Annotated in this window: 18 protein-coding genes; 9 read left to right on the forward strand and 9 right to left on the reverse strand. The window is 66.6% G+C overall.

The features are described from left to right. The first annotated feature begins 28 nt into the window (after positions 1-28). The 3 genes from D5301_RS19670 (at position 29) to D5301_RS19680 (ending at position 2,285) form a co-directional block, all read left to right on the forward strand. A complete protein-coding gene (locus tag D5301_RS19670) occupies positions 29-298 on the forward strand; it encodes a hypothetical protein (protein WP_153856648.1) in 270 nt (89 codons plus the stop codon). A gap of 9 nt (positions 299-307) precedes the next feature. Then, complete coding sequence (locus D5301_RS19675; RefSeq protein WP_153856649.1) at positions 308-1,051, forward strand: pyridoxine 5'-phosphate synthase; 744 nt, start codon at positions 308-310, stop codon at positions 1,049-1,051. Between the two features lie 142 nt (positions 1,052-1,193). Next, positions 1,194-2,285 carry a PA0069 family radical SAM protein gene (locus D5301_RS19680; protein ID WP_153856650.1) on the forward strand — a complete coding sequence of 364 codons (1,092 nt, stop codon included), beginning with the start codon at positions 1,194-1,196 and terminating at the stop codon, positions 2,283-2,285. A 148-nt stretch (positions 2,286-2,433) separates the two neighbouring features. Here the strand turns inward: D5301_RS19680 and D5301_RS19685 are convergent, their stop codons facing one another. Continuing rightward, a complete protein-coding gene (locus D5301_RS19685; protein WP_153856651.1) occupies positions 2,434-2,739 on the reverse strand; it encodes a hypothetical protein in 306 nt (101 codons plus the stop codon). 315 nt (positions 2,740-3,054) lie between these two features. On the opposite strand from D5301_RS19685, the gene D5301_RS19690 reads away from it, so the two are divergent. Further along, the gene (locus tag D5301_RS19690) at positions 3,055-3,651 is read left to right on the forward strand and encodes a hypothetical protein (protein WP_228756459.1); all 597 of its coding nucleotides are present in this window, start codon (positions 3,055-3,057) and stop codon (positions 3,649-3,651) included. Positions 3,652-4,008: 357 nt separating this feature from the next. On the opposite strand, the gene D5301_RS19695 is transcribed toward D5301_RS19690, so the two are convergent. The 3 genes from D5301_RS19695 to D5301_RS19705 all read right to left on the reverse strand — a co-directional run bounded on the left by D5301_RS19695 (position 4,009) and on the right by D5301_RS19705 (position 7,309). Further along, positions 4,009-4,716 (reverse strand): 2OG-Fe(II) oxygenase, encoded by a 708-nt coding sequence (locus D5301_RS19695; RefSeq protein WP_153856652.1) that lies wholly within the window; start codon positions 4,714-4,716, stop codon positions 4,009-4,011. Between the two features lie 108 nt (positions 4,717-4,824). Next, positions 4,825-5,841, reverse strand: a complete 1,017-nt coding sequence (locus D5301_RS19700) for a class 1 fructose-bisphosphatase (protein WP_014035428.1) — start codon at positions 5,839-5,841, stop codon at positions 4,825-4,827. 265 nt (positions 5,842-6,106) lie between these two features. Beyond that, the gene (locus D5301_RS19705) at positions 6,107-7,309 is read right to left on the reverse strand and encodes an amino acid aminotransferase (protein ID WP_088022996.1); all 1,203 of its coding nucleotides are present in this window, start codon (positions 7,307-7,309) and stop codon (positions 6,107-6,109) included. Positions 7,310-7,480: 171 nt separating this feature from the next. Between D5301_RS19705 and D5301_RS19710 the strand changes: the two genes are divergently transcribed. Further along, positions 7,481-9,571, forward strand: a complete 2,091-nt coding sequence (locus tag D5301_RS19710) for a TonB-dependent receptor (protein WP_153856654.1) — start codon at positions 7,481-7,483, stop codon at positions 9,569-9,571. Between the two features lie 605 nt (positions 9,572-10,176). Here the strand turns inward: D5301_RS19710 and D5301_RS19715 are convergent. After that, positions 10,177-10,521, reverse strand: coding sequence for a hypothetical protein (locus tag D5301_RS19715; RefSeq protein ID WP_110710632.1), 345 nt, complete (start codon positions 10,519-10,521; stop codon positions 10,177-10,179). Between the two features lie 146 nt (positions 10,522-10,667). Here D5301_RS19715 and D5301_RS19720 point away from each other — a divergent pair, with 146 nt between their 5' ends. The 3 genes from D5301_RS19720 (at position 10,668) to ligD (ending at position 14,626) form a co-directional block, all read left to right on the forward strand. Continuing rightward, positions 10,668-11,066, forward strand: a complete 399-nt coding sequence (locus tag D5301_RS19720; protein ID WP_032954739.1) for a hypothetical protein — start codon at positions 10,668-10,670, stop codon at positions 11,064-11,066. A gap of 164 nt (positions 11,067-11,230) precedes the next feature. Continuing rightward, a complete protein-coding gene (locus D5301_RS19725; protein WP_110710633.1) occupies positions 11,231-12,136 on the forward strand; it encodes a Ku protein in 906 nt (301 codons plus the stop codon). Positions 12,137-12,139: 3 nt separating this feature from the next. After that, positions 12,140-14,626, forward strand: coding sequence for a DNA ligase D (gene ligD / locus D5301_RS19730; protein ID WP_110710634.1), 2,487 nt, complete (start codon positions 12,140-12,142; stop codon positions 14,624-14,626). 71 nt (positions 14,627-14,697) lie between these two features. On the opposite strand, the gene D5301_RS19735 is transcribed toward ligD, so the two are convergent. The 4 genes from D5301_RS19735 to D5301_RS19750 all read right to left on the reverse strand — a co-directional run bounded on the left by D5301_RS19735 (position 14,698) and on the right by D5301_RS19750 (position 17,688). Then, positions 14,698-15,090, reverse strand: coding sequence for a hypothetical protein (locus D5301_RS19735; protein WP_153856773.1), 393 nt, complete (start codon positions 15,088-15,090; stop codon positions 14,698-14,700). A gap of 127 nt (positions 15,091-15,217) precedes the next feature. Continuing rightward, entirely contained in the window at positions 15,218-16,246 is a 1,029-nt protein-coding gene (gene adhP, locus D5301_RS19740) for an alcohol dehydrogenase AdhP (RefSeq protein WP_153856655.1), read from the reverse strand. A gap of 96 nt (positions 16,247-16,342) precedes the next feature. Then, the gene (gene eda, locus D5301_RS19745) at positions 16,343-16,981 is read right to left on the reverse strand and encodes a bifunctional 4-hydroxy-2-oxoglutarate aldolase/2-dehydro-3-deoxy-phosphogluconate aldolase (RefSeq protein ID WP_057501592.1); all 639 of its coding nucleotides are present in this window, start codon (positions 16,979-16,981) and stop codon (positions 16,343-16,345) included. Positions 16,982-17,097: 116 nt separating this feature from the next. Then, complete coding sequence (locus D5301_RS19750; protein ID WP_088023016.1) at positions 17,098-17,688, reverse strand: cysteine dioxygenase family protein; 591 nt, start codon at positions 17,686-17,688, stop codon at positions 17,098-17,100. Between the two features lie 239 nt (positions 17,689-17,927). Between D5301_RS19750 and D5301_RS19755 the strand changes: the two genes are divergently transcribed. Beyond that, positions 17,928-18,980, forward strand: a complete 1,053-nt coding sequence (locus D5301_RS19755) for a LacI family DNA-binding transcriptional regulator (protein WP_153856656.1) — start codon at positions 17,928-17,930, stop codon at positions 18,978-18,980. The last annotated feature ends 43 nt before the right edge of the window (positions 18,981-19,023 follow it).

Consider the following 19,023-nt stretch of genomic DNA (forward strand, 5'->3'; position numbering starts at 1 on the left):
CTGCGGCGATCATCCGGGGAGCCCGACTATGTACTGGTTGTACCTGCTGCTGGCGCTGGGCTGTTTCGCCTTCGCGCTGAAGACGCCCAGCGCCGGGCTGATGAGCCTGTGCCTGCTGGCCGCCCTCGCCTTCCTGCTGGCCTGGGTACGCGGCCGCTATGTGGCCCGCTTCGGCGACCTGCAGCGCGACCCCGCCACCCTGGTCGATGCCGAGGAACTGCGTCGCCTGCGCGAGCAGGCCCAGGCCCGGCGCAATGATGACGCCACCGACCACGATCCGTCCCCTCTTTCCAAGTAGTCCCGTTCCATGACCCAGCTCAGCGTCAACGTCAACAAGATCGCCGTCCTGCGCAATTCGCGCGGCGGCGCCGAACCGGACGTGGTGCGTGCCGCCCAGGCTTGCCTGGATGCCGGTGCGCATGGCATCACCGTGCACCCGCGACCGGACCGCCGCCACATCACCGCCGAGGACGTGCTGGCCCTGTCCACGCTGACCCGCGCCCGAGGCGTGGAGTTCAACATCGAAGGCAATCCGTTCGCGCCGCCGCGAGAGGGCTACCCCGGCCTGCTGCCGCTGTGCGCGCAGACCCGCCCGGCGCAGGCCACCCTGGTACCCGATGGTGATGGGCAGATCACGTCCGACCACGGTTTCGACTTCGAACGCGATGCCGAGCGCCTGCGTCCGCTGGTGGCTGCGCTGAAGGGGATGGGGTGCCGGGTCAGCCTGTTTGTCGATGCTGGCAACCCGCTGCTGGAGCAGGCGGCCGAAGTGGGTGCGGACCGCATCGAGCTGTACACCGGGCCCTATGCGGAGGCGCATGCGGCAGGTGATGCCGACGCAATGCTGGCGTTGTTCGCCACTGCTGCTCGACGAGCGCAGGCTGTCGGCCTGGGCGTCAATGCTGGCCACGACCTGTCGCAGGACAATCTCCGCGAGTTTCTGGCCCACGTGCCAGAGGTACTGGAGGTGTCGATCGGCCACGCGCTGATCGGCGAAGCGCTGTACGACGGGCTGGATGCCACGGTGCGCGGGTACCTGGCGCTGCTTTGATGCATTGCAGCCGAGCATGGGCTCGGCTCTACAAGGTCCCTGCATCAACTGTAGAGCCGAGCCCATGCTCGGCTCAGCACAGTCCTGAACCCTTCAGGCGGCCGTCGCAGCCAATGAGACAGCCTCGACGTACCCTGCCGCAATGGGTATCGCGATCAAGGGCCGAGGTTCCACGTCCCACCTTGCCGGGCGCTTTGAAAGCACCGTCAGCGAGGCGGTGGACGACGGCTGGGCGGTCGACGAGAGCGAGGAATTCCTCGCCCCGCGCCTGCGCACCGAGGTGCGTGCCGAAACCGCGCGCAGCATCATCACCCGCAACAATTCGCCGGACGTCGGCTTCAGCCAGTCGGTGAATCCGTACCGCGGCTGCGAGCATGGATGCTCGTACTGCTTCGCGCGCCCCTCGCATGCCTATCTGAACCTGTCGCCGGGCCTGGACTTCGAGACCAAGCTGTTCGCCAAGACCAATGCGCCGCAACTGCTGCGCAAGGAACTGTCGAAGCCGGGCTACGTGCCGCAGCCGATCGCGCTGGGCATCAACACCGATGCGTACCAGCCGATCGAACGCAAGTTCAAGCTGACCCGCCAACTGATCGAAGTGATGCTGGAGACCAAGCATCCGTTCTCGCTGATCACCAAGAACGCACTGGTCGAGCGCGACATCGATCTGCTCGCGCCGCTGGCCGCGGAGAACCTGGTCAGCGTGCATTTCTCGGTGACCTCGCTGGACCCGCATCTCTCCGCGAAGCTGGAGCCGCGTGCATCAGCGCCACATGCACGGCTGCGCGCGATGAAACGCCTGCACGAAGCAGGCATTCCGGTGGGCGTGATGGTGGCGCCGGTGATTCCGTGGATCAACGACAGCGAGCTGGAAGCCGTGCTGGAGGCCGCGCACGACGCAGGTGCCAGCACCGCAGGCTACGTGCTGCTGCGCCTGCCGCTGGAAGTGGCGCCGCTGTTCCGCGACTGGCTGGATACGCACCATCCCGATCGCGCCGCGCACGTGATGAGCACCATCCAGCAGCTGCGTGGCGGCAAGGACTACGACAGCCAGTTCGGCACCCGCATTCGCGGCCAGGGCGTGTATGCGGAGCTGTTGAACAACCGCTTCAAGCTGGCACGCAAGCGGTTGGGCTTCAATGCGCAGAACAGCCATTGGCCGAAGCTGGATTGCAGCCGGTTCCAGAAGCCGCTGCCGCCGCGCAAGGAATCGCCGCAGGGCAGTCTGTTCTAGGACGCTGGACCGCTGCCCGCCTTACCGGCAACAATCTCCGCTTGGCCGGATGGCCTGCAAGCCAGGGAGGGATGCAGATGGATGACCTACGATCTGCGACAGTGCGATGCCGTTCGCTTGACGACGAATCGGTTCGCCCATGAAGCGTCTATCTGCCTTCAGCTGTGGTGCGTTTCTGTTTGTCTGTGGTGCCGATGCACAGGCTGCCCGTGCGTTTGTGGTTGAAGACGCTGCCATGCGCGACCCCGCCTGCCTCACTGTCGAGCCGCGCCAGCGGCTCTTCGCTTGTCACCAGATCGTTGCCGGGGACAGCCGAGTGATCGGGCTGAGACGATTCCGCTCGTCGTGGAGGACCGACCGTTCCAGCTTCAGCAAGCTCACCATCCAGCTCCCCGCTGATGCGAAAGCAGGCGACCGGTTCTCTGTCCCAAGCGATCGAGTACGGATGTTCCATAGCAGCGGGTCCAGTGCGTTTGCCGGAAAGACGGGCTGCTACGGAGTGGTGGTCGCAGGACAGGTGAGCGTAGTCTCCATCGGAGACGCCGGCGCCGAGATCCAGGTTGACGCAATGTTTCGCTCTGTAAGCCCACTGCAATGGCCGGGAGAGTGCGAGGCACCGACCACGGTGTCAGAGCATCTGAGAGCCCAGCCATTGTCTCTGGAGCAGCTTGATGCATGGACGGGAGTGCATGATCCGGAGGCATCCCCCTTCGAACAGGCACACCCCTCCAGACGTTCGCACAACTGAATCCGCACGAATGTGCTGAACATGATGAAATGCACTCACTGCTTCCACGCCAGTGGTCTCCTTCTCTACCTTGCGAGTGTGCAGGTGGAGGCTCGCTCCATTCACGAATGCATCATCGTTCCGCAGGCCACGATCGTCACGCACATGCCGGCCGGCCTGGACGAGTTCGAACAGCGTCTGTGGGTGGCAAATACAGGTCAGAGGGTGCGCAAGGGCACGGACACCCTCCTTCTGCTGCGCCTGTTCTCGGAGTCTCCGGGCGTGATCGATTCCCAGCAATACACCAAGATCACCGGCAGCCTGAAGGGGTACACGCCTTCGCCGGAAGGGACGCCAGAGGTAGTGGATGCACGTCTCACAAGTGGCGGCGCGGGCTTCGCGCATAAGGGCGACTACTGGCTGTCCGATTCAGCGGAAGTTGAACTACATCAGCCGCACAAGGGCGATAGTCGGATTGAAGTCAAAGTGACGGCTGTTGGGTGGAACAGCTATCGAAAAGAAGACCGTTCCTTCTATCTCCAGTTCACCTGTCAACTCAAGGAAGTCCCTGTCGAGAAGCTCAATGCCTGGCAAGGAGGCAACGACAATCTCTGGGGATCCTTTGGACCCGCCAGATAGTTGAGCGGCATCAATCTGTACCTGGCAACCACTGCACGCTACGGAGTAGACAAACGCCAGCGGCGGGAACTGGAGAGAGGTGAGTTCAGTTCATGGATGCGGAACAGATACGCCTAGTGATTCAAGTCGATGTATCCGAACCCACGCGCACATGAAATGAAGAACATCTACTAGCTTGGCATCGTGTTCCTATGGATGCTCCCCTTGAACGTCCTGTTGCTGACGGCCGGCAAGCTGATGTCGGGCGACGCGCTTAGAGAAGAGTAGCTCGCTGGCTTCGGTGTGGCGGTGTTCGGTGCAGTGGCGGGCATGATTCTCTATCGCCGCCGCCCACGGTAGCGTCGAGCAGGCCCGGCCTCACCCCCCAAACAACTTCTGCGCACTCTGGAACAGGATCCAGCTGGTCGCGATGAACTTGTCCCCACCCTGCGGCCGGTTGCCACGATGCGTGTGGGTGAACGCAGTCGGCGCAATCAGCAGGCTGCCGGTGCGCGGCGCGATCTTCCGCCCCTGGAACAGGAACTCGGTTTCGCCCTCTTCGAAGTCGTCGTTGAGGTACAGCGTCCACAGCACGTGCCGGTGCAGGGTCTCGGCCTGCGCATCCTTCGGGTACAGCTCGCAATGCCAGTACGGGTAGCCGCCCTCGCCTGCCGCGTACCATTGCAGGTTGATCGCGCCTGGGCGCAGGCAGGTGCGGGCCAGATCGGCCAGCTGCTGCGGCGGCATGTCGGGAAAGTCCTCGGCAGACAGGCGTCGCGGTTGGCCGTTGCTGTCCTGGATCTGCAACATCAGCGGCGCAATCAACGCCTGTGGATAACGGCGTAGATAAGTCAGCAGGCCGTTGAACACCGCGATCTGCAGCTGCTGGTCGACATCCTGCCAGCCGTCCAGGCCACTGATGCGCAGATCCTTGCTGTGCTTGAGTTCCGGGAACACGCCACTGCCCACCGCACCGGGCTGCAGGCCACGCGTGGCGCGCAGGCGTTCAACGATCGCCACGCAGACCTCGCTGGGGACGGCGTTGTGGATGACTTCGATGAAATCGACCGGGCCCTGCTGGTGCATGCGTGCATTCCTTAGGCGGCAACGGCTTGATGGTGCCGTTTGCCGCCCTCGGTGTCACCCCACGGTCATGTCATCGAACGGCCATGACCGCTGTCAGGCGATCGGCCGTCAGCCCTGCGCGTCGTCGTGTGCGTGGTGATAGCGCACGGCTTCAGCCACTTCCTCGCGCGAACCGAGGAACACCGGCACGCGCTGGTGCAGCTGGTCGGGCTGGATGTCGAGGATGCGCTCGCGGCCGGTCCAGGCAGCGCCACCGGCCTGTTCGACCAGCAGGCCCATCGGGTTGGCTTCGTACATCAGGCGCAGCTTGCCGGCCTTGGACGGATCCTTCTTGTCCCACGGGTAGATGAATATGCCGCCGCGGGTCAGGATGCGATGCACGTCGGCCACCATGCTGGCGATCCAGCGCATGTTGAAGTTCTTGCCGCGCGCGCCTTCCTTGCCCGCCAGCAGATCGCCGACGTACGCCTGCATCGGCGCTTCCCAGTGACGCTGGTTGGACATGTTGATGGCGAATTCCTGGGTGGCCGCCGGAATCTGCATGTTCTCGGTGGTGAGCACGAACTCGCCCTTCTCGCGGTCCAGGGTAAAGGCGTGGGTGCCATGGCCGACGGTCAGCACCAGCTGGGTGCTGGGCCCATAGATGCAGTAGCCGGCGGCAATCTGCTTGCTGCCCGGCTGCAGGAACGCGTCATCGCCCGGCAGCTCGACATTGGTCGGGCAGCGCAGCACGGAGAAGATGGTGCCGACGGAGACGTTGACGTCGATGTTGGAGCTGCCATCGAGGGGATCGAACAGCAGCAGGAAATCACCGCGGGGATAGATGTCCGGCACCGGCTGGCTGTGGTCCATTTCCTCCGAGGCGCAGGCGGCGAGGTGGCCGCCCCAGGCGTTGGCCTCGAGCAGGATCTCGTTGCTGATGACGTCCAGCTTCTTCTGCGCTTCACCCTGCACGTTGCCGGTACCGGCGTCGCCGAGCACGCCACCGAGGGCGCCCTTGCTGACGGCGATGGAGATGCTGGTGCAGGCGCGGGCGACGACCGCGATCAGCTGGCGCAGGTCGGCATTGATGCGGCCGGCGTGCTGTTCCTGGATCAGGAAGCGGGTCAACGAAGTACGGGACATGGTCGGGCAGGTCTCGGCAGCGGGAAAACGCCTATTGTCGCCCGTATGGTGGGGCCGTGCGTGAGCGCGGGAAGGCGTAATCGTTTCCAGATGCGTTGCGCTGTAGAAATGGGGCACTCTGCCTCTGTAGAGCCGAGCCCGCGCTCGGCTGCGCTTCGTCCGTCATACCGCGCAAGCCGAGCGCAGGCTCGGCTCTACAGGAACCAGGATCCAAAGACAAAGGCGCCTTTCGGCGCCTTTGTCTTCAAGCGACTGGAGCGTTGCTTCAGCCCTTGGCGACGGTGGCCACGGCCTTGGCGACGTATTCCAGGTTGTTCTGGTTCAGCGCGGCCACGCAGATGCGGCCGGTGCCGACGGCGTAGATGCCGAACTCGTCGCGCAGGCGTTCGACCTGCTCACGGCTCAGGCCGGAGTAGGAGAACATGCCGGCCTGTTCGTTGATGAAACCGAACTGCGGCGCACCGGCGGCGGCCAACTTCTCGACCAGGCCCTGGCGCAGGGCATGGATGCGCTCGCGCATCTCGGTCAGCTCCTGCTCCCACATCGCGCGCAGTTCCGGATTGGTCAGCACGCCTGCCACCAGCGCGGCACCGTGGGTGGACGGGCTGGAGTAGATGGTGCGGATCACGCGCTTGACCTGCGACTGCACGGCCTTGGCGTCAGCGGCGGTCGGCGCCACCATCGACAGCGCACCCACGCGCTCGCCATACAGCGAGAACGACTTGGAGTACGAGTTGGCGACGATGAAGCTGTCGATGCCGGCTTCGGCGATGATGCGCACGGCGGCGCCGTCCTGCTCGATGCCCTTGTCGAAGCCCTGGTAGGCCATGTCGATGAAGGGGAACAGCTGCTTTTCCTTCAGCAGCTGCGCGACCTGCTTCCACTGGGTGACCGTGAGGTCGGCGCCGGTGGGGTTATGGCAGCAGGCGTGCAGCAGCACCACGGTGCCGGCGTCCAGCTTGCCCAGGTCGGCCAGCAGGCCGTCGAAGTTGACGCCATGGGTGGTCGGGTCGAAGTAGGTGTAGTCCACCACCTCGAAGCCGGCCGCGCTGAACACGGCGCGGTGGTTTTCCCAGCTGGGGTTGCTCAGCGCAACGGTGGCGTGCGGCAGCAGCTTCTTCAGCACGTCGGCGCCGACGCGCAGCGCACCGCTGCCACCGACGGTCTGTGCGGTGGTGACGCGGCCGGCGGCCAGCAGCGGCGAGTCCTTGCCGAACACCAGCTCGCGCGTGGCCTGCGTATACGCCGGCAGGCCATCGATCGGCAGGTAGCCGCGCGGTTTGGCTTCAGCGGCGAGCTGCTGCTCGATCTGCTTGACGGCGCGCAGCAGCGGAATGCGGCCGCTCTCGTCGTAGTAGATGCCCACACCCAGGTTGACCTTGGTCGGGCGGCTGTCGGCGTTGTACGCCTCGGTCAGGCCCAGGATCGGGTCGCCTGGGACCAGTTCCACGTTTGCAAAGAAGGACACGGCGGTACTCGTTCGGTAGACGGAAAGGGGGAGGAATTGCGCCACGCGGCTTACGGCTTTGGGGCCGGAAACAGCCCATCGTAACAAAGCCTGCCGGGGCTGGCCGCCGCCATCGTCATCTGCCGCCCCGTACCATGGCGTGCGTTGCCGCCCGATCCATCAACCTGAATCATGAATCCTGCCGCACGCCGCCGTTGCCTGCCGTTGTCCGCTCTGCTGCTGTCGCCATTGGCGGCCATGGCCGAGCCTGCGCCCACCGCCCTGCCCGCCGTGCAGGTGCAGGCTGCGCGGGTGCCGGGCATCGACCCGTTCGCGCTGCCGGCCAGCCAGGACACGGTCTGGATCGACGCCAGCCGTGCTGGCACCGGCGCACAGCTGTCCGAGGCGCTGGCCGGTGTACCGGGATTACTGGCGCGCGACCGGCAGAACTTCGCCCAGGATACGCAGCTGTCGATCCGTGGCTTCGGCGCGCGCTCGACCTTTGGGGTGCGCGGGGTGCGGGTGTTGATCGACGGGGTGCCGGCGACCATGCCCGATGGCCAGGGCCAGCTGTCGCACGCCAGCTTGTTGGGCGCCGAACGCATCGAGGTACTGCGCGGGCCGTTCTCGGCGCTGTACGGCAATTCCTCCGGCGGCGTGCTGCAGGTGTGGAGCGCGCAGGGCCAGGCCGGCGACCCGTGGCGGTTGCGCGTGAACGCCGGCGCCGACACCACGCTCAGTGTCGGCGCGCAGCTGAAGGGTGCCGGCCAAGCGTTGGACTACAACATCGCCGCCAATCACTTCCGCACCGATGGCTGGCGCGACCACAGCCGTGCGCGCCGCGAATCGCTCAATGCGCGCATCGGTGGTGATCTGGGCGGTGGGCGGTTGGAGCTGCTGCTCAATGTGCTTGATGCCCCCGATGCGCAGGATCCGCTGGGCCTGAGCCGTGCCCAGGTGGCGGCGGATCCGCGCCAGGCCACGGCGGTGGCGCACCAGTACAACACCCGCAAATCGGTGCGCCAGCAGCAGGCCGGTCTGCGCTGGACCCGGGAAACCGGCGCGCAGCGCTGGCAGCTGATGGGCTATGCCGGCCAGCGCACGGTGACGCAATACCTGCCGATTCCGCCGACCGCCCAGGCGAACCCGCTGCACGCTGGCGGAGTGATCGATCTGGAGGGCGGCTATGGCGGCCTGGACGCGCGCTGGGGCTGGCACGGTGACCTCGCTGGCCGACCGTTGGACCTGGTGGCCGGGCTCAGCGCAGACCGCCAGCGCCAGCACCGCACCGGCTACGAGAACTTCATCGGCAGCGCCCTCGGCGTGCGCGGGCGCCTGCGCCGCGACCAGATCGACACGGTGCAGAACGTGGACCAGTTCGCCCAGGCCTGGTGGCAATGGAGCCCGCGCTGGTCGTTGCTGGCTGGGCTGCGCCACAGCGCCGTGCGATTCGAATCGAATGACCGCTACATCACCGATCGCAACCCGGACGACAGCGGCCGCCGCCGCTACCAGGCGACTACGCCGGTGGCAGGCGTCAGCTTCGAGGCCAACCCGCAGTGGCGGCTGCACGCCGCCGTGGGCCGCGGCTTCGAGACGCCCACCTTCAACGAGCTGGGCTATCGCGCCGATGGCCTGGCGGGTTTGGCGCTGGATCTGGCCGCTGCGCGCAGCCGCAATCTGGAGGTAGGCAGCAAGTGGCGCGCACAGGATGGAACCCAGCTTGATATCAGCCTGTTCCGCGCAGATACCGACGATGAGCTGGCAGTTGCCAGCAATTCTGGCGGGCGCAGCACCTATCGCAACATCGGCCGCACCCGCCGCCAGGGTGTGGAACTGCAGTACCGACAGCCGCTGGCCGAGCAGCTGGAGCTGCAGCTGGCGTGGACCTGGCTGCAGGCGCAGGTGCGTTCGCCGTACCTGACCTCGAACACCCTGGTTGCTGCCGGCAGCCGCCTTCCCGGGGTACCGCGCCAGCAGGCCTTCGCCAGGCTGCAGTGGTCCCCCGCCGACTGGCAGTGGGCGCTGGAGGCCTCCGCCAGTAGCGATACCGTGGTCAACGACGTGGCGACCGAACGTGCGCCCGGCTTCGCCCTGCTGCATCTGGAAGCCGGCCGTCGCTGGACGCTGCCGGGTGGCGAGCTGCGCGCCTTCGCCCGGCTGGAGAACGTGCTGGACCAGGCCTACATCGGCTCGGTGATCGTCAATGACGGCAATGGCCGCTTCTACGAGCCGGGACCGGGACGGCGGGCCAACGTCGGCCTGCAATGGTCGTGGCGCTGAAGGGGTAGTGCCAGCCGCTGGCCGGCATCGCGCCGTGCAGGGACGTCAAGAGGTTGCCGGCCAGCGGCCGGCACTACCGGTCAGTCGGGGGCCCTGGCCAGAATCGCGCCGTGCAGGACGTCAGGAGGTTGCCGGCCAGCGGCCGGCACTACCGGTCAGTCGGGGGCCCTGGCCAGAATCGCGCCGTGCAGGATGTCAGGAGGTTGCCGGCCAGCGGCCGGCACTACCGGTCAGTCGGGGGCCCTGGCCAGAATCGCGCCGTGCAGGACGTCAGGAGGTTGCCGGCCAGCGGCCGGCACTACCGGTCAGTCGGGGGCCCTGGCCAGAATCGCGCCGTGCAGGATGTCAGGAGGTTGCCGGCCAGCGGCCGGCACTACCGGTCAGTCGGGGGCCCTGGCCAGAATCGCGCCGTGCAGGACGTCAGGAGGTTGCCGGCCAGCGGCCGGCACTACCGGTCAGTCGGGGGCCCTGGCCAGAATCGCGCCGTGCAGGATGTCAGGAGGTTGCCGGCCAGCGGCCGGCACTACCGGTCAGTCGGGGGCCCTGGCCAGAATCGCGCCGTGCAGGATGTCAGGAGGTTGCCGGCCAGCGGCCGGCACTACCCGTCAGTCGGGGGCCTTGGCCGGCACGAACGGCGAGGTCGGGTCGCTGGCCGGGAACGTCTCCTCCAGCGCCTCGTCCTGGTTGTCGCTGGCGCGCTGCTTGCGTTCACGCCGCTTGAGCGGGCTTTCCTGGCCGCCACGATGGCGGTCACCGCCGTCCTTGCGGTCCTGGGCGGCCTGTTCAGCCACATGCTTCACCGGCAGGTGGTCGTCACCGTGCTCGGCGTCGAAGAACGGTGCGCCGGTGCCGCGGTAGTCGGCGTTGTCGGCATCGCGCTTGCCGCGCTGCTCGCCGGGAATGGGCGGATGGTTCGCGCGCAGCGGGTCGCGGGAGGTCTCTCGGCTCATGGTCTGGCTACCTGCGCTCGGGGCTCCCACTACATCGCCCTGCAGGTAAAGCCGCCGCGAACCTGGCGTCATGAACATCTCGCTCACCCGCTGGTAACGCCACCGCGCGTATTCCTGCCCACCCGCCCCCGCTGCAGGAGCCGGCCATGCCCCGTCTTGAACGACCCGCACCGTCCGTGTTCAACGCCCTGCTCGATCCGCTCGGCCAGCGCACCGCGCAGCGCCGCACGCGCCGCCATGAGGATCCGCAGGCGGTGGCGCAGGACTACCTGCAGTACATGCTCAGCGACTACGAAGAGCGTCGCGGGCAGAACCACCGCAACTGGCGTGACCTGTGCCCGGTGTATGCCTTCGCGCTGACCACGCACGCCGCTGACTGGCCGCGTGGCGACGCTGCCGATACCTGCGAGGAACTGGCCGAGCACTGGGAACAGATGCGTGGGCAGTCGCGGCTGAGCTGGTCGCAGGCGCGGCCGGTGGTGGAAGACGCCTGGCGCGCGCTGGACCATATTCCGGCGGCGGCGGTGAGGCCGTTACTGCAGTAGTGCCGGCCGCTGGCCGGCAACCCCAGGAAACTTCAGGCCGCGAGCCTCGGCCGGCCAGCGGCCGGCACTACCGCTTTCCGTAGAACCCACGTGCACGGCACGGACACGGCTGGTTTACGCTCTCCGGCCCACGCTGGGCACCCTGCCCCGCCAAAGGTGCGCCCATGGCCCGCCCGATCTGGACCGGCACGTTGTCGTTTGGCCTGCTCAACGTGCCGGTGTCACTGATGTCCGGCGAACGCAAGGTCGATCTGCAGTTCCGCATGCTCGACTCCCGCGACCGCAAGCCGATCCGTTTCGAACGGGTCAACGCCGACACCGGCGAGGAAGTGCCCTGGAGGGACATCGTCAAAGCCTATGAGTACGACAAGGGCAGTTATGTCGTGCTGGAGGAAGGTGATATCCGTTCGGCGGCGCCGGAAAGCCACGAAGCGGTGGAGGTGGAATCGTTCGTGGATGCGGCGCAGATCGACCCACGCTACTACGAGAAACCGTATCTGCTGGTGCCCGGCAAGAAGGCCGAAAAGGGCTATGTGCTGTTGCGCGAAACGCTGCGCAGTACCGGCAAGGTGGGCATCGCGCGGGTGGTGGTGCGCACGCGCGAATACCTGTGCGCGGTGATGCCGCATGAGGACGCGCTGGTGCTGATGATCCTGCGCTATCCGCAGGAGCTGGTGGATCCCGAGGACTACAAGCTGCCCACCGGAAAACTGTCCGACTATCGCATCACCAGCAAGGAAACGGCGATGGCCGAACAGCTGATCGAATCAATGGCCGGTGACTGGGATCCTTCGGATTATCACGATGAGTTCCGCGAGCGTCTGCAGCTGGTATTGAACAAGCGCATCAAATCCAAGGGCGGCACTACCCGGGTGGAAGACGAGCCCGCACCGCGTGAAGATGCCACCACCAATGTGGTGGATTTCATGGCGTTGCTTCAGAAGAGCCTGGACGCCAACAAGCGCACGCCGGCGAAGAAGACGGCAATGCGCAAGGCACCGGCGAAGAAGGCTGCGAAGAAGGCCGCCAAAAAGGCCGTAAAGAAGACCACGCGGCGCAAGGCAGGTTGAACCATGTCGCTGCACCAGTACCGGCGCAAGCGCAGACTGGGTGGTGGCGCCGGGCAGACGCCGGAGCCTGACGACACGCCCGCACGCGGCGATCCGAAGCGGCGGCCGACCTTCGTCATCCAGCTGCATCACGCAAGCTCGCGTCACTATGACTTCCGCCTGGAAATGGACGGCGTACTGAAGAGCTGGGCCGTGCCCAAGGGGCCTTCGCTGCGCGTCGGTGAGAAGCGGCTGGCCGTGGAGGTGGAAGATCACCCGTTGTCCTACGCCGGTTTCGAAGGAGACATTCCTGAAGGCCACTATGGCGCTGGCCACGTGGATGTCTTCGATCACGGCACCTGGGCCTGTGAAGTTGATCCACAGCAGGCGCTGGCGGCTGGAAAGATCGACTTCGTGCTGCACGGGCAACGCCTGGCCGGTGGCTGGAAGCTGGTGCGTACGGCAATGAAAGGGCGTCAGGTGCAGTGGCTGCTGATCAAGCGCGATGATGGCGAAGCGCGCGACGCGGAGGCGGATGACCTGCTGACGGCACCCACGCCGAAACGAGCACCTGCGGCGAAGAAGCGTTCCACAGCAAAGGCGGCGCGTGCTGCACCCGTCGCACGCACGACCACGCGCAAGGCCGATGCGCGTTGGCATGCACGCGCGCTGCAACTGCACGGCGCACGTGATACGCCCTATCCCCTTGGGTTCAAACCGCAGTTGACCGATCATCGCGACAGTGCCCCCGACGGCGAGCGCTGGCTGCATGAGATCAAGTGGGACGGCTATCGTCTGCTGGCCGATCTGCACGATGGCGAGGTGAAGCTCCGCTCGCGCAACGGCCTGGACTGGACGGCCGATTTTCCCGAGGTCGCGCAGGCCGTGCTGGCGCTGCCGGTGCGCGATGCGCGCCTGGATGGCGAGCTGGTGGTTCTGGACAAGGAAGGACGCAGCGATTTCGCAGCACTGCAGCGCGTGATCGATGGAAGCTCGAAGCAACCGTTGCGTTACATCGTGTTCGATCTTCCGGGTGTGGCCGGCGTGGACATCAGTCGTGCGCCGTTGCTGGAACGCAAGGCGCTGCTGAAGGATCTCATCGGGCCGGCGCCCGGCACACTGGCCTTCAGCGAACACGTGGTCGACCATGGGCCGCAGGTGTTCGATGCCAGCGGCGATGCCGGCTTCGAAGGCATCGTCAGCAAGCAGGTGGATGCGCCGTACGTAAACACCCGCGCGCGCAGCTGGGTGAAGGTGAAGCACGAAGACACCGACGAGTTCGTGATCGTCGGCTATACGGCACCCAAGGGTTCCCGGGTGGGATTCGGCTCGCTGCTTCTGGCCACGCCGGACAAGGCCGGGCTGCGCTATGTGGGCCGCGTGGGTACCGGCTTCGACGACGAGCGCCTGCGCGCGCTGCTCAAGGCACTGCAGCCTTTGGCAGTGAAGACGCCGGTGCTGCAGCTGCCGGCGCATGTGCCGTTCCGCGCCGCCAGCGTACGCTGGGTGAAACCGGTGACGGTGGCGGAGGTGGCGTTCCGTGGCTGGGGCAAGGAAGGCCTGCTGCGCCAGGCCAGTTTCAAGCGGCTGCGCAGCGACAAGCAGGAGGAGGACCTGGGAATGAGCACCGCAGATGCCGAACCCGGAGGTGAGGTCCAGATCACCCATCCTGAGCGGGTGGTGTTTCCAAAGCAGAAACTGAGCAAGGGCGACGTGGCCGACTACTACCAGCGCATGGCGCGCTGGATCCTGCCCGAACTTGGCGGACGTCCGCTGTCATTGCTGCGCTGCCCGGACGGCGTGGGCAAGGCCTGCTTCTTCCAGAAGCATCATGGCCCCGGCCTGGGCGATGCGGTACATGCGGTGCCCCTCCTGCAGAAGAGCGGCCGCGAGGATTACGTCTACATCGACGATGCGCGGGGCCTGCTGCAACTGGTGCAGATGAACACGCTGGAGCTGCATCCCTGGGGTGCGACCGTGGCCGACCCGGAGCATCCGGATCGACTGGTGTTCGATCTCGACCCTGGTGACGGCGTCAGCTGGGCACAGGTGAAAGCCGGTGCACGCGATGTGCGTGACCGCCTGCAGCAGGTGGGTCTGGAGAGCTTCGTACGCCTGTCTGGCGGCAAGGGGGTGCACGTGGTGGTGCCACTGCAGCCCAAGGCTGGCTGGGACGAAGCCAAGGCATTCTGCGAGGCGTTCGCACAGGCGATGGCGGAGCAGGCGCCGGACCGCTACGTGGCGACGATGAGCAAGGCCAAGCGCAATGGCGTCATCTTCATCGACTGGCTGCGCAACACCCGAGGCGCCACCAGCGTGTGCTCGTGGTCGCTGCGTGCACGCGATTCTGGCGGCGTGGCGGTGCCGCTGCGCTGGGAAGAACTGGCGCGGGTGAGCGCGGCTGACGCGTTTCCGATGGCCAAGGCGCTGGCGCGTGCGAAGCGGCTGAAGGGTGACCCATGGCAGGGCATCGCGCGATTGAAGCAGACGCTGCCGTCGCTGAAGCGGTAGTGCCGGCCGCTGGCCGGCACCTGTAGCGTGGCCGGGGTTGCCGGCCAGCGGCCGGCACTACCTGGATGCGCTCAGCGCGGATCGCGCGACGCGCGGCGGCCGAACCACCAGCCGGCCAGCAGCTGCAGCGGCAGTGACGCCAGCAGCGAAATGACGAACCACAGCGGGAAATCCGCGCCTGCGGTCCACATCGCGTAGCCGCAGCCGAGCGTGATCAGTGACCAGATCGAGAACCCATGCGAACGCGGCCAGCACGGTGCGTAGTAGGTGGCGAAGGAAATGCCGGCGATGCCGCCCAGCACACTGAAGGCCAGGTCCCATCCCAACTGCACGCTGTTGTCGCCCGGCGACAGGCCCAGCAGCGGGGGCAGCCAGCTGGCGACGCTGCTGACCAGCGCAAGCGACAGCACGCCGCCGATCAGGGCGACGATGGACAGGAAAAAGGTCTTGAGCAGGCCGGGCATGCGCGCATTGTACGGCTGCGCGAAGTGCCTGGGGTTGCCGGCCAGCGGTCGGCACCGTCCAGGGATAGGCATGGCCGCCGCGTCCGTGGGAGAGGGGGACGGAGCGACGGCGGCCATGCACAGGCGGTCAGGCGGCGAAGTCGAGCACCACGCGGCCTTCGATGGTGCCCGCGTGCATGCGCGCGAACACGTCGTTGATGTTTTCCAGGCGGTCGGTGCTGACCGTGGCCGCGACCTTGCCTTCGGCGGCGAACTGCAGCGACTCCTGCAGGTCCAGCCGGGTGCCGACGATCGAGCCGCGCACGGTGATGCCGTTGAGCACCATGCCGAAGATGTCCAGCGGGAAGTTGCCCGGCGGCAGGCCGTTGAGCGAGACCGTGCCGCCACGGCGCACCATGCCCAGTGCCTGCTCGAACGCCTTCGGTGACACCGCAGTGACCAGCGCACCGTGCGCGCCGCCGATCTCCTTCTTCAGGAATGCGGCCGGGTCGGTGGTGCGCGCGTTGACGGTGATCTGCGCGCCGAGCTGCCGGGCCAACGCCAGCTTGTTGTCGTCCACGTCCACCGCGGCTACGTTCAGGCCCATCGCGCGTGCGTACTGCACGGCCATGTGGCCGAGGCCACCGATGCCGGAAATCACCACCCAGTCACCGGGTCTGGTGTCGGTGACCTTCAGGCCCTTGTAGACGGTCACGCCGGCGCACAGCACCGGCGCGATCTCGACGAAGCCTACGTCCTTCGGAAGCAGGCCGACATAGTTGGCATCGGCCAGTGCGTACTCGGCGAAGCCGCCGTTGACCGAGTAACCGGTGTTGCGCTGCGTTTCGCACAGCGTTTCCCACCCACCCAGGCAGTGTTCGCAATGGCCACAGGCCGAGTACAACCAGGGGATGCCGACCCTGTCGCCTTCCTTGACGTGCCCTACCCCGCCTCCCACGGCCACGACGTGCCCCACGCCCTCGTGGCCGGGGATGAACGGCGGGTTCGGTTTCGCCGGCCAGTCGCCCTCGGCGGCGTGCAGGTCGGTGTGGCAGACGCCACAGGCCTCGATCTTGACCAGCACCTCGCCCGCCCCCGGGCGCGGTACCGAGACTTCCTCGATCACCAGTGGCTTGCCGAACTCACGCACGACAGCGGCCTTCATGGTTGAATTCATGTTCGGATCTCCGTAGTGCGCTTGCCCACAGAATGACGCCGGCACGAGGCCGGCGCTTTGATCACGATCAAACCTTTGACGATTCGTGCAGCAGGTTCAGCTGGCCAGCACTGACGCCTCGCGGGCCAGGCGCTCGATCGCATCCCAGTCGCGGGTCTGCAGCAGCGCCGGGGTGGTCAGCCACGAGCCGCCCACGCACAGCACGTTGGGCAGGTGCAGGAACTGCGGCGCAGTCTGCGCGCTGATGCCGCCGGTCGGGCAGAAGCGCACATCGGCGAACGGGCCGTGCCAGGCCGCCAGCAGCGCAGCGCCACCGGCCTGCACCGCCGGGAAGAACTTGAAGGTGTCGTGGCCGTGCTCCAGGCCCAGGATCAGGTCCGAGGCGGTGGCGGCACCGGGCAGGTACGGCAGGTCGGCATCGCGTGCGGCGGCATACAGCGCCGGTGTCGCACCCGGGGATACGGCGAAACGCGCACCGGCCTGCTTCGCTGCCTGCATCTGCGCGGCATTGAGTACCGTGCCGGCGCCGATCACGGCATCGGGCACGGCCTCGACCATCGCCTTGATCGCATCCAGCGCCTGCGGCGTGCGCAGTGTCACTTCGATCACCGGCAGGCCACCGCGGAACAGCGCCTGGGCCACTTCGACCGCTTCATTCACATCTTCGGGGGTGTACACCGGAATCACCGGTGCCAGCTTCAACAGCGCGCGCAGGCGCGGATCAGCGCTGGACATCGTCTTGCTCCTTGCCCGACCGGGCATCGCGGATCGCCGCCGGGTCCGGCAGCGCAGCGGCGCATGATGCCACGTGGCTCACGACGGTGCTGGTGGTGCCCCGCCCTGCCCCCGGCTCAGGCCGGGTCGGCCTGCAATGCCTGGATGCGGCGCTGGTACCAGTCGCCACCGAGCGGATCGAACACCGCCGAGCGCTCCATCTGTGCCTCGTACACGTGTACCGAGATCGCCAGTGCTTCGTCGCTGGCGTTGCGCAGGGTGTGGTACTCGTGCGGCGGAATCAGGCTGCCGGCACTGCCGCAGCCCCCGCGCAGCACGGCGTGGCGGCGGAAACGCCAGCGCTCGCCGGCGCACTCCAGCAGTTCATAGCGGGTGATCTCCAGCTCGCCTGACCACACTCCCTCCACACACCACATGGCATCGTGGTCGTGCAGCGGCGTGCCCTGCCCTGGGCCCCAGCTCATGGCAATCACGCTGTAGCCGTGTTCGCGGCTGTGGTACAGCGGGCGTCGCGCGTAATGATCACTGACCGGACGGTGCACGCACTCGGGCAATTCGATGCGGCTGTCCGCGATGGCTTCCTGCAGCGCCAGCTGCAGGTCGGCGGTGATGCGTTCGGCATCACCGGAGGTCATCGCCGCGTCGACTGCGGCGATCAACCGGTCGCGGCCACGGAACGCCGGAAACGGAGAGGTCTGCAGGTCCATGCCCCGACTGTAGCGGAGCCTGGTTAAGGGAATGTTGGCGTTCGCGCGCGTCGCGTCCGCATTCAGGGTGAACACGCGCGGAAGAACGGTTCAGATGCACATCCAGTAGAGCGATCACAATGGAACCTCACGCAGCCGGGCCGGTCGAACACGACACGATCCACATCCGCTGCGACATTCCGCAACTTCGCGCCCACCGGGCGCAAGGCTAGACTTCTCCGACTTACCTGGTTCTATACATGTCAGTGCGAATTATTAGCGATGCCGCGTTGCCGGCATCGAAGAAGGCTGCCACGATCAACGACATCGCACGACTGTCGGGAGTTTCCAAGAAAACGGTTTCAAGAATCATCAACAACTCGCCGCTGGTGCGCAAAGACACCCGCGACAAGGTCGAGGCGTTGATGCGCGAGGTCGGTTACGTGCCCGACCCGCTGGCGCGCGGCCTCGCGTTCCGCCGCTCCTTCCTGATCGGCCTGGTGTATGACGACCCGGGCGCCCAATGCATCGTCGATCTGCAGCATGGCGCGCTGGAAGCGCTGCGCGGCACCGGCTATGAGCTGGTGGTGCATCCCTGCGACAGCCAGTCTCCGGACTGTGCGCACGGCGTGCGGCGCTTCGTGCAGCAGCAGAAGCTGCACGGCGTGATCCTGGGCCCGCGTGCCTCCGAGTCAGCCGCGTTGACGGAGATGCTCGACGGCATCGAATGCCGCTACGTCCGCATCAACGCGCATGTGTCGGATGACGAGGCACAGGCGGTGGTCACCCACGATCGCGACGGTGCAGCCGCGGCAGCGGGCTACCTGCTCTCGCTCGGCCACCGCGATATCGCAGTGATTGCCGGTCCGGGCGATCGCCGTACCGCACGCGAGCGCACCCATGGCTTCCTCGACCGGCTGGCCCAGGTGGGCCTGACCCTGCCGGGTGAGCGCGTGCTGGAAGCGGGCGATACGTTCGAGTCGGGCGTGCATGCCGCCGAACGGCTGCTGATGGGCGGACAACGGCCCAGTGCGATCTTTGCCGGCAACGACGAAATGGCCGCCGGCGTGTACCAGGTGGCGTTGCGTGCGGGTATCGCGGTGCCGCAGCAGTTGTCGATCGTCAGCTACGACGACAGCCCGCTGGCGTCGCGGCTGTGGCCGCCGCTGACCTCGGTGCGTCGCCATGTGTCCGACATCGGCCGCGTGGCGGCGGCGATGCTGGTGCAGGCCGACGTGCCGGATGCGCCGACCGCAACCAGCGTGCATCCGCAATTGATGGTGCGCGGTTCCTGCCGGGCCGTGGACGCCTGATCGCCCTGCCCTCGCCTGTACTGCCGTGACGGTGCAGGCAGGC

Origin of the sequence: Stenotrophomonas sp. MH181796 (genome assembly GCF_009659995.1) — a bacterium.
Lineage (GTDB): Bacteria > Pseudomonadota > Gammaproteobacteria > Xanthomonadales > Xanthomonadaceae > Stenotrophomonas > Stenotrophomonas riyadhensis.